Here is a 9,222-nt window from a genome sequence, read left to right on the forward strand (position 1 = left end):
GAGCCGCACGCGCCGTCGACCTGGCCCGAGCACGCGTGCCGTGCACCCAAGCCCCTCGCCGCGGGAGCGCGAGCCGGCGACGGGCCGCGAGCGGCCGCCCGGCGCCGCCACCGGATCGAAGCCGCGGTCACGATCGGGCGCGAGGCTTGGAGGTCAAGCACGCTGCCTTCGGCTAGAATCCGCCCGTCCTGCCCCCGGCCCGGGGGCGTTCCCGTTTACGGACCCGCGCATGCTTCCCGATCCCGACCTCATCCGCCCCTACGGCCCGCTCGTGCGCCGTATCGAAGCCGAAGCCACCGTCATCGGCGACCAGATCCTCAAGATCGACCACTTCCTCAACCACCGCATCGAACCCAGCTTCATCACCGAGATGGGCCAGGAGCTCGCGAAGCGCCTGGCACGCTTCGAACCCAGCGTGGTGCTTACCGCCGAGGCCAGCGGCATCGCCCCCGGACTGGTGGTCGCCCAGGCCCTCGACGTGCCGCTGGTGTATGCGAAGAAGTACGCGCCCGAGGTCGAATCCCCCGCGATCGCGCGCGTGATCCCCTCGCCCACCAAGGGCGGCGAGACCAAGCTCGTGCTGTCGCAGCGCTACATCGTGCCCACCGACCGCGTCGTCATCGTCGACGATTTCCTCTCCAACGGCCGCACCGCGGTGGCCCTGGTCGAGATGGCGCGCGAGGCCGGCGCCGAGGTGCTGTGCGCGAGCTTCATCGTCGAGAAGCGCTTCAAGCACGGCCACGCCGCCATCGAGGCCCTCGGCGTGCCGGTGTGCACGCTCGCCCAGGTCGAGGCGCTGGAGAACGGCCACGTCCGCCTCACCCAGCCCTGAAGCGACGGTCGTTCGTGGGATATGCACGCGCACGCCGGCCAGCATGCGCATAGACTGCGACGATCACACGAACGGAACCGGCCCATGAGCTCTTTCGACACCCAATTCGAAGCCTTCGCCGAACAGGTGCAGCAGGAGCTGCGCGAAGGCGTGACGAGCTTTCCCACCGTATTCGACCTGTCGGTGCGCGTCCAGAAGCTGGCTGACGCCCCGGAGACCTCCCTCGCGCAGATCGCGGGCGCGGTGCAGACCGAGCCCCTGCTTGCGGCCAAGGTCATCCGCATGGCGAACACGCTGACGCTGAACCCCTACCGCGGCCAGATCACCAGCCTGAGCGATGCGATCCAGCGCATCGGCCTGTCCACGCTGCGCTGCCTCGCCTTCGCGGTCGCCGCCGAGCAGCTCGCGCGCGACCACCGCTCGCGCCAGATGCGCCTGATCGCCAGCGGCCTGTGGATGCACTCGATCGACGTGGCGGCGTGGTCCTGCGCCTTCGCACACCACCTCAAGCGCCCCGACCCCGATGCCGCGATGCTCGCCGGCCTGATGCTCGACATCGGCCAGTTCTACCTGCTTGCGCGCGCGGCGCGCTACCCGGCGCTGGAAGGGGACATGGGCCGCTTCGCCGAGGTGGTCACCACCTGGGACGAGCCGGTGCGCGACGCCGTGCTCGAAGCCCTGGAGATGCCCGAGCGCATCATCACGGCCTGCGCCGCCGACCCCTTCGCCAACACCGAGTGGCCGCCGGCCGAGCTCGGCGACGTGGTCTTCCTCGCCACCCTCGCGGCCGAATCGCCCAACCCCTTCGACACCCTGCTCGGCAGCCGCCAGCGCGGCGAACTGCTCGAAGCGAGCGTGGCGGACGGACTCGATCGCGACGGCTTCGACACCCTGATGTCCGAAGCCCGCGCCAGCCGTCAGGAGCTGATCTCCGCCGCCTGCGGCTGAACTCCGCGGCCGGCCGTTCCCGGCGGACGCCCGCCTGCCGGATCCGCTCAGGACTGCGCGCACTCCGCGAGGTGGGAGCGCAAGGCCGCGGCCGACAGCGCCACGGCCTCGCGCGCCTCCGGGATGAGCTTGCCCAGGGTGTAGAAGCCATGCACCACGCCCTCGAAGACACGCAGCGCCACCTCGCCGCCTTCGCTGCGCACGCGCTCGACGAACGCCAGGCAGTCGTCCACCAGCGGATCGCATTCCGCGCAGATCACCTGCATCGGCGGCAGCCCGGCGAGCGAGGCCGCGCGCATCGGCGACACCCGCCAGTCCTCGGTATCGACGCCGGGCAGGTAGCGCTCGAAGAACCACTGCAGCGACTCACGATCGAGGAAGAAGCCCTCGGCGTAGCGCTCGCGCGAGGGCCGCGCGCTGCGGATCTCGGTGCTCGGGTAGATCAGCAGCAGGAAGGCCGGCTTCACCTCGGCCGCGCGCAGGGCGAGCGCGGTGACGATCGCCAGGTTGCCCCCGGCGCTGTCGCCGGCGAGGGCGATGCGCACCGGGTCGATGCCGAGCAGGTCGGCGTTGTCGACCGACCAATCGAAGGCCAGGCGCATGTCCTCGGGCGCGGCGGGGAAAGGATGCTCGGGCGCGAGCCGGTACTCCACCGACAGCACCGCGCAACCCGAGCCGTTGGCGAGCTCGCGGCAGGCCACGTCGTAGCTCGCCACGTCGCCGATGCACCAGCCTCCACCGTGCGCGAAGATCACCAGCGGCAGACGGTCGTCCACGTGGCTGCCGAAGGGCCGGTACAGGCGGGCGAGCAGCGCCGAGGTGTCGGGGCGCGGGATCGGCACCTCGGCGGTGGAGGCCACCGCGGGCGCCTCGGGCCGGAAGGCGAAGTGCAGCTTCTGCGCCGAATGACGCGCCTGCGCCACCGCGAGTTCGTGGAAGCGGGGGGCACCGACACGGTAGGCCATGTCGAGCAGGGAACGGGTTTCTTTGGTCAGCGGCATGATCGAGAACGGATTGCGTTTTGCCGGGCCACGCCCGGCCACGGGCGGAGTCCGCGATTCTACCCGTCGCACCCCACGACGGGCGTGCCCTGCGGAAAGCACGGGATTAGAATTCGTGCAGACAAGGGAGAAGCGTCATCATGAACAAGACCGAGGAAACCGTCCCCGTAGTGGACACCGCCTCCACCCGCAGCAAGAAGCCGCGCACGGCTCCGCGCGCCAAGGACGCCGGCGCCGCGCGCGCGAAGACCAGGGCCGCCGGCCCCGCACGCCCGATCGCGGCCGGCGACACCGCACCCGATTTCAGCAGCACGGGCATCGAGGCCTTCGAGATCGAGCAGGCGATCGACGCCGCGCAGGACTCCAAGCTCGTCGCGGTCAAGGACATCCTGGCCCGAGCGGCTGCGGATCCGCAGGCCAAAAGGGAGGACGCGCTCGAGGCCATCCTCGACGGCGCCTCGCCCGACGACATCCACATGCTGCGCCGCGCGCTGATGCGCGCCGACCTGCCGCAGGCGCCGGGCGCCCATCCGGACGACGAGCTCTCGCCCGACTGGCGCAAGGGCGGCTACCCCTACCGCAACCTGATGTCGCGCAAGGCCTACGAAAAGCAGAAGTACCGCCTGCAGGTCGAGTTGCTCAAGCTGCAGGCCTGGGTCAAGGAGACCGGTCAGCGCGTGGTGATCCTTTTCGAGGGCCGTGACGCAGCCGGCAAGGGCGGCACGATCAAGCGCTTCATGGAGCACCTCAACCCGCGCGGCGCGCGCGTGGTGGCGCTGGAGAAGCCCTCCGAGCTCGAGCGCGGCCAATGGTACTTCCAGCGCTACATCCAGCACCTGCCCACCGCCGGCGAGATCGTGCTGTTCGACCGCTCCTGGTACAACCGCGCCGGCGTCGAGCGCGTCATGGGCTTCTGCACGCCCGACGAGTACAACGAATTCATGCGCCAGGTCCCCGAGTTCGAGCGCAACCTGGTGCGCAGCGGCATCCACCTGATCAAGTTCTGGTTCTCGGTGAGCCGCGAGGAGCAGCGTCGCCGCTTCAAGGAGCGCGAGTCGCACCCGCTCAAGCAGTGGAAGCTGTCGCCGATCGACCTCGCCTCGCTCGACAAGTGGGACGAATACACCAAGGCCAAGGAGGCGATGTTCTTCTACACCGACACCGCCGACGCGCCATGGACCGTAGTCAAGTCCGACTGCAAGAAGCGAGCACGCCTCAACGCGCTGCGCTACGTGCTGCACAAGCTGCCCTATGCCAACAAGGATGTCTCCCTCATCGGCCCGCTCGATCCCTTGCTGGTAGGCCGTGCCAACGTGGTGTACGAGCGCGGCGAGAAGGACGCCGTGGCGCTGCTGTAAGCGTCTGCGGTCCGACGCAGCGCACATTTGCATCCGGGATCGACGGCTGGTGACAAGAGGTAAGCCGTCGTGCGGGCCGCGTCCGTGGCGATCTATCCTGCAGGCACGGGTCGCCGGCGGGATGTTCCTCGCCGGCTGGCCGCCCCCGCGCGCCCCACGGCACAAACGACAAGGGAGAACAAGATGAACATCGGCAAACTTCGCCACAAGGCCACCGCCGGCCTGATCGTCGCCGCGCTCCTCGCCGGCCCGGCCTTCGCCGACAAGCCGGACGGGGCCGGCGGCGGCAAACCCGATCGCGTCCAGGGCGGCAAACCCGATCACGGCGGTCCCCAGGAACGCGGCGACAAGCGCCCCGACAAACGCAGCGAGCAGGGCAATCGGGACGTGCGTGGCGACGAGACGCGCGGGCGCGGTGGAGACCGCGACGGTGGCCAGGCGCGCGGCCGCGAGCAGGACCGCGACCGCGAACATCGCACCGACCGCGCCGGCTCGTCGCCGCGCGTTTCGGCCTACTTCTCCGACCGTCACCGCGAGGTGGTGCGTCAGTATTACGGCGACCGCTTCCGTGCCGGCGACTGCCCACCCGGACTGGCAAAGAAGGGCAACGGCTGCATGCCGCCGGGACAGGCGAAGAAGTGGCGCATCGGCGCGCCGCTGCCGCGCGACGTGGTGTGGTACGACGCGCCGGGCGACATCGTGCTACGCCTCGGCATGCCGCCCGAAGGTCATCGCTTCGTCCGCGTCGCCGCCGACATCCTGCTGATCAGTGTCGGCACCGGGATGGTGGTCGATGCGATCGAGGATCTCAGCCGCCTCTGAGCCCCGGCGCGGATCCGCCACGAGGCGGGTCCGGTGCCTCGCTGCGCGTGCCACGCCCACAAGGCGAACCGATCGCGCATCGCCCGGTCCACCGCTTGCCGTTCCTGCCAGGAGACCGATCATGTCCTTCGCCCGTCTTGCCCGTGCCCTCGCCCCCGCCGTTCTGCTCGCCACCCTCGCCCCCAACGCCGGCGCTGCCGACGATGCGACGACGCGCCTCTACGACCACAGCCTGCGCCGTCTGCACGCCGACGAGTCGGTGCGGCTCGCAGACCGCTACGCCGGCCAGCCCGTGCTGGTGGTCAACACCGCCAGCCACTGCGGCTTCACGCGGCAGTTCCGCGAGCTCGAGGCGGTGCACCAGCGCTACAAGGCGCGCGGGCTCAAGGTCGCCGGCTTTCCGTCCGACGACTTCCGCCAGGAGGCTGCCGACGAGGCCGAGACCGCCGAGGTCTGCTTCCAGAACTTCGGCGTCACCTTCGACATGTACGCGCCGATCCACGTCACCGGCACCGAAGCGCATCCCTTGTTCCGCGAGATCGCACGCCAGTCGGCGGCGCCGGAGTGGAACTTCCACAAGTACGTGATCGACCGCAACGGCCGCGTGGTGGCGGCCTTCGGCAGCCGCACCAAGCCCGACGCCCCCGAGGTGATCGCGGCAATCGAGAAGGCGCTGTGAGCGCCGCGCCCCACCAAGCGCGACAACGAGGCGGCCGCCAGCCGCCCACGGAAAGGGAGAACCCATGAAGGAATACGACCTGATCGCCATCGGCGGCGGCAGCGGTGGCGTCGCCACCGCCCGCCGCGCCGCGGAATACGGTGCGCGCGTGCTGCTGATCGAGGCCGCCCGCCTCGGCGGCACCTGCGTCAACGTCGGTTGCGTGCCCAAGAAGGTGATGTGGTACGCCTCGGGCATCGCGCAGGCGCTGCGCGATGCCCCCGGATACGGCTTCGCGGAGGTCGCCGGGCGCTTCGACTGGGCCACGCTCAAGCAGCGTCGCGATGCCTACGTCGAGCGCCTCAACGGCATCTACGCCGGCATGCTGGACAAGTCCGGCGTCGAGCTGAAGCGCGGCTTCGCACGCTTCTCCGGCCCGCGGGTGGTCGAGGTCGAAGGCGAGCGCTTCACCGCACCCCACATCGTGATCTCCACCGGCGGCCGCCCCGCCCTGCCCGACCTGCCCGGCGCCGAGCTCGGCATCGATTCGGACGGCTTCTTCGCCCTCGAGGCGCAGCCGCGTCGCGTCGCCGTGGTCGGCGCGGGATACATCGCGGTGGAGCTGGCCGGCGTTTTCCACGGCCTGGGCAGCGAGGTCTCCATGCTCGTGCGCGGCGATCGCCTGCTGCGCCCCTTCGACGCCATGCTGCGCGACGAACTCGCCGCGCAGATGCAGGAGGACGGCATCGCGCTTCGCTTCGGCACCCGGGCGCGCGCGCTGCGGCGCCAGGCCGACGGCAGCCTGCTCGTCGACTGCGGCGAGGCCGGCAGCCTCGAGGTGGACGCGCTGGTGTGGGCCACAGGCCGCCAGCCCAACACCGACCGCCTGCAACTCGCCGCGGCCGGCATCGAGGCCGACGCCAAGGGTACGATCCCCACCGACGCGTTCCAGAACACCAACGTGCCCGGCATCTACGCGATCGGCGACATCACCGGCCGCGCCGAGCTCACCCCGGTGGCGATCGCGGCGGGTCGCCGGCTTGCGCTGCGCCTGTTCCGCGGCGGGTCCGACAGCAAGCTGGACTACGAGAACATCCCCACCGTGGTGTTCAGCCACCCGGCCATCGGCACCGTCGGCCTCACCGAGGAAGAGGCGCGCAAGCGCTTCGCCGACGTGAAGGTCTACAGCACGCGCTTCACCGCCATGTACAACGCGCTCACCGAGCACCGTCCGAAGACCTCGATGAAGCTGGTCTGCGTCGGCGCGGACGAGCGCATCGTCGGCGCCCACGTGATCGGCGACGGCGCCGACGAGATGCTGCAGGGCTTCGCGGTGGCGGTGAAGATGGGCGCGCGCAAGGCGGACTTCGACGACACGGTCGCGATCCACCCGACCAGCGCCGAAGAATTCGTCACCATGCGCTAAGGGAGCGAGCGATGCCGATGACTTACGAGCAACACCTGGACGAGGTCGCCACGCTTTTATACGAGCGCTACGACCAGAGCGAAAAGGCGGCCATCAAGCTGGTGATGGCCGCCCAGGAGGACGGGTTCTTCAGCGGGCACGACGACGATCCGTCGATATGCACCCTGGAACGCGCGCAGGCCGATGCCCGCGCGGTCTTCCGCAAGTACGGAAAGGCTTAGGAGCAGCAGCCGTGGCCGCCACCGCCGCCGCAACCGCCGCCACCGGCGACCGCGGCAGCGGGCGCCCCCACCGCAGCCGGAGCGCCGAGCTGGATGGTGAAGTCGATGACGATGTTGCCCGGCTCGCGGGCGACGTAGTGGATGCCGACCTGGTTGCCGTAGCGTTGCTGGATCTGGTTCAGCAGCGGCAGCGGATCGTGGTCGTTGACGAAGCGCATGACCTCGCCGTCCTCGAGCGACTCGAGCGCACCGAAGATGGCGGCATGGCGGAAGCGCTTGGCAACGCCGCGCGCATCGAAGGGGTGAACAGCGTTATCGGACATCTTGGATCTTCCATTGGGGGTCCGGTCTCGAACCTGCGGCCGGAATCGCAGCTCGCGAATCCTAGTACCGCGCGCAGGCGGAATCCTTGAGCAAGGACAAAAACCCCGTGCGCACTGCTAGAGTGAAGATCTTTCCACCGGCATCTTCCGGAGAAGCGAAATGGATTCCCGCCCCGCTCGTCGGCCTTTCCGTCACCTCGGCCGCCTCGCGCTACCGCTCGTCCTCGCCGCCTCGCTGACCCTGTCCGGCTGCGGTTACAACGACTTCCAGCGCCTCGACGAACAGACCCGCGCCGCGTGGTCGGAGGTGCTCAACCAGTACCAGCGCCGCGCCGATCTCATCCCCAACCTGGTCGAGACGGTCAAGGGCGAAGCCGCCTTCGAGCAGGAGACGCTGACCCGCGTGATCGAGGCGCGCGCCCGCGCCACATCGATCCAGGTCACCCCCGGAATGCTCGACGACCCGCAGGCGCTGGAGCGCTTCCAGCAGGCCCAGGGCCAGCTCGGCAGCGCGCTGTCGCGTCTGCTCGCGGTCGCCGAGAACTACCCCGACCTCAAGGCGAACCAGGGCTTCCAGGACCTGCGCGTACAGCTCGAGGGCACCGAGAACCGCGTCACCGTGGCGCGCAACCGCTACATCGACGCCGTCCAGCAATACAACGTGCTGGCGCGCAGCTTCCCGTCCAACCTCACTGCGATGGTGTTCGGCTACCAGCCCAAACCCGGCTTCACGGTGGCCGACGAGGCCGCGATCTCGGCGCCGCCCCGGGTCGACTTCGGTGGCCAGGGCGGACGCTGAGCGATGGCGCAGCAGCTCTGGCGCGCGCTGCTGACGCTCGCCGCACTGTTCGCGACCGGGCTGGCGCTTGCCCAGCCGCTGCAGCCGGTGCCGGCACTGCAGGCGCGTGTGACCGACCTCACCGCAACGCTGTCGGCGGCGCAGGTGCGCGCGCTCGAGGGCAAGCTCGCCGCCTTCGAGGCCGCGCATGGCAGCCAGATCGCCGTGCTGCTCGTGCGCAGCACCACGCCCGAGGATATCGCCGCCTACGCCTTCCGTGTCGCGGATGCCTGGAAGATCGGCCGTCGCGAGGTGGGCGACGGCGTGCTGCTGCTGGTGGCGAAGGACGACCGCAAGGTGCGCATCGAGGTCGCCCGTGCGCTCGAGGGCGCGATCCCCGACCTCGCCGCCCGGCGCATCATCGACGGCGCGATCACGCCGGCCCTCCGCCGTGGCGACTTCGCCGGCGGCATCGACGCCGGTGTGGGAGGCCTGTCCGCGCTGATCCGCGGCGAGAACCTGCCTGCGCCGGAACCCGCCGCACGCGGCGGCGGAGGCGCCGGCATCGAGGACCTCGGCGCCCTGCTTTTCGTCGGCGTGCCGATTCTCGGCGCGGTGCTGGTGGGCATGCTCGGGCGCAAACCCGGGGCCTTCGCGACGGGCGCCGTCACCGGGCTCATCGTGCATCTGCTTACCGCCAGCCTCTTTCTCGCCCTCGTCGGCGGCGTGCTCGCCGTGGTCTTCGTGCTCGCGCTCGGCATCGGCGGCGGCGGTCGCGGCGGTCCGCCGCATCGCGGCGGAGGGCCGGTCATCCGCGGCGGCAGCCTCGGCGGCCTGGGCGGCGGCAGGCTCGGG

At 70.3% G+C, this 9,222-nt stretch carries 11 protein-coding genes; 9 read left to right on the forward strand and 2 right to left on the reverse strand.

Features of this window, described 5'->3' with window-relative positions:
- The first annotated feature begins 229 nt into the window (after positions 1–229).
- Both xpt and C665_RS16370 read left to right on the forward strand, forming a co-directional pair.
- Entirely contained in the window at positions 230–832 is a 603-nt protein-coding gene (gene xpt, locus C665_RS16365; protein WP_004323003.1) for a xanthine phosphoribosyltransferase, read from the forward strand.
- An 84-nt stretch (positions 833–916) separates the two neighbouring features.
- Positions 917–1,780, forward strand: a complete 864-nt coding sequence (locus C665_RS16370) for an HDOD domain-containing protein (RefSeq protein WP_004323005.1) — start codon at positions 917–919, stop codon at positions 1,778–1,780.
- A gap of 47 nt (positions 1,781–1,827) precedes the next feature.
- Here C665_RS16370 and C665_RS16375 read toward each other — a convergent pair whose 3' ends face one another.
- Positions 1,828–2,781, reverse strand: a complete 954-nt coding sequence (locus C665_RS16375; protein WP_004323007.1) for an alpha/beta hydrolase — start codon at positions 2,779–2,781, stop codon at positions 1,828–1,830.
- 140 nt (positions 2,782–2,921) lie between these two features.
- Between C665_RS16375 and ppk2 the strand changes: the two genes are divergently transcribed.
- From ppk2 to C665_RS16400, 5 genes are all read left to right on the forward strand, one after another.
- Positions 2,922–4,139 (forward strand): polyphosphate kinase 2, encoded by a 1,218-nt coding sequence (gene ppk2 / locus C665_RS16380; protein ID WP_004323009.1) that lies wholly within the window; start codon positions 2,922–2,924, stop codon positions 4,137–4,139.
- Between the two features lie 183 nt (positions 4,140–4,322).
- Positions 4,323–4,961, forward strand: coding sequence for a hypothetical protein (locus C665_RS16385; protein WP_004323011.1), 639 nt, complete (start codon positions 4,323–4,325; stop codon positions 4,959–4,961).
- Positions 4,962–5,082: 121 nt separating this feature from the next.
- Positions 5,083–5,640: a glutathione peroxidase gene (locus tag C665_RS16390; RefSeq protein ID WP_004323012.1), complete on the forward strand. Its 558-nt coding sequence runs from the start codon at positions 5,083–5,085 to the stop codon at positions 5,638–5,640.
- A gap of 64 nt (positions 5,641–5,704) precedes the next feature.
- Positions 5,705–7,045 (forward strand): glutathione-disulfide reductase, encoded by a 1,341-nt coding sequence (gorA, locus tag C665_RS16395; RefSeq protein WP_004323013.1) that lies wholly within the window; start codon positions 5,705–5,707, stop codon positions 7,043–7,045.
- Between the two features lie 11 nt (positions 7,046–7,056).
- The gene (locus tag C665_RS16400; protein ID WP_004323014.1) at positions 7,057–7,266 is read left to right on the forward strand and encodes a hypothetical protein; all 210 of its coding nucleotides are present in this window, start codon (positions 7,057–7,059) and stop codon (positions 7,264–7,266) included.
- Here the strand turns inward: C665_RS16400 and C665_RS16405 are convergent.
- Complete coding sequence (locus C665_RS16405; RefSeq protein ID WP_004323015.1) at positions 7,263–7,589, reverse strand: DUF2249 domain-containing protein; 327 nt, start codon at positions 7,587–7,589, stop codon at positions 7,263–7,265. The two genes, C665_RS16400 and C665_RS16405, sit on opposite strands and share 4 nt — an antisense overlap.
- A gap of 160 nt (positions 7,590–7,749) precedes the next feature.
- Here C665_RS16405 and C665_RS16410 point away from each other — a divergent pair, with 160 nt between their 5' ends.
- Positions 7,750–8,388 (forward strand): LemA family protein, encoded by a 639-nt coding sequence (locus C665_RS16410; RefSeq protein WP_004323016.1) that lies wholly within the window; start codon positions 7,750–7,752, stop codon positions 8,386–8,388.
- A gap of 3 nt (positions 8,389–8,391) precedes the next feature.
- On the forward strand, positions 8,392–9,222 hold an 831-nt coding region (locus tag C665_RS16415), incomplete at its 3' end, for a TPM domain-containing protein (protein ID WP_004323018.1).

The sequence above is a fragment of the Thauera aminoaromatica S2 genome (assembly GCF_000310185.1).
GTDB lineage: Bacteria > Pseudomonadota > Gammaproteobacteria > Burkholderiales > Rhodocyclaceae > Thauera > Thauera aminoaromatica.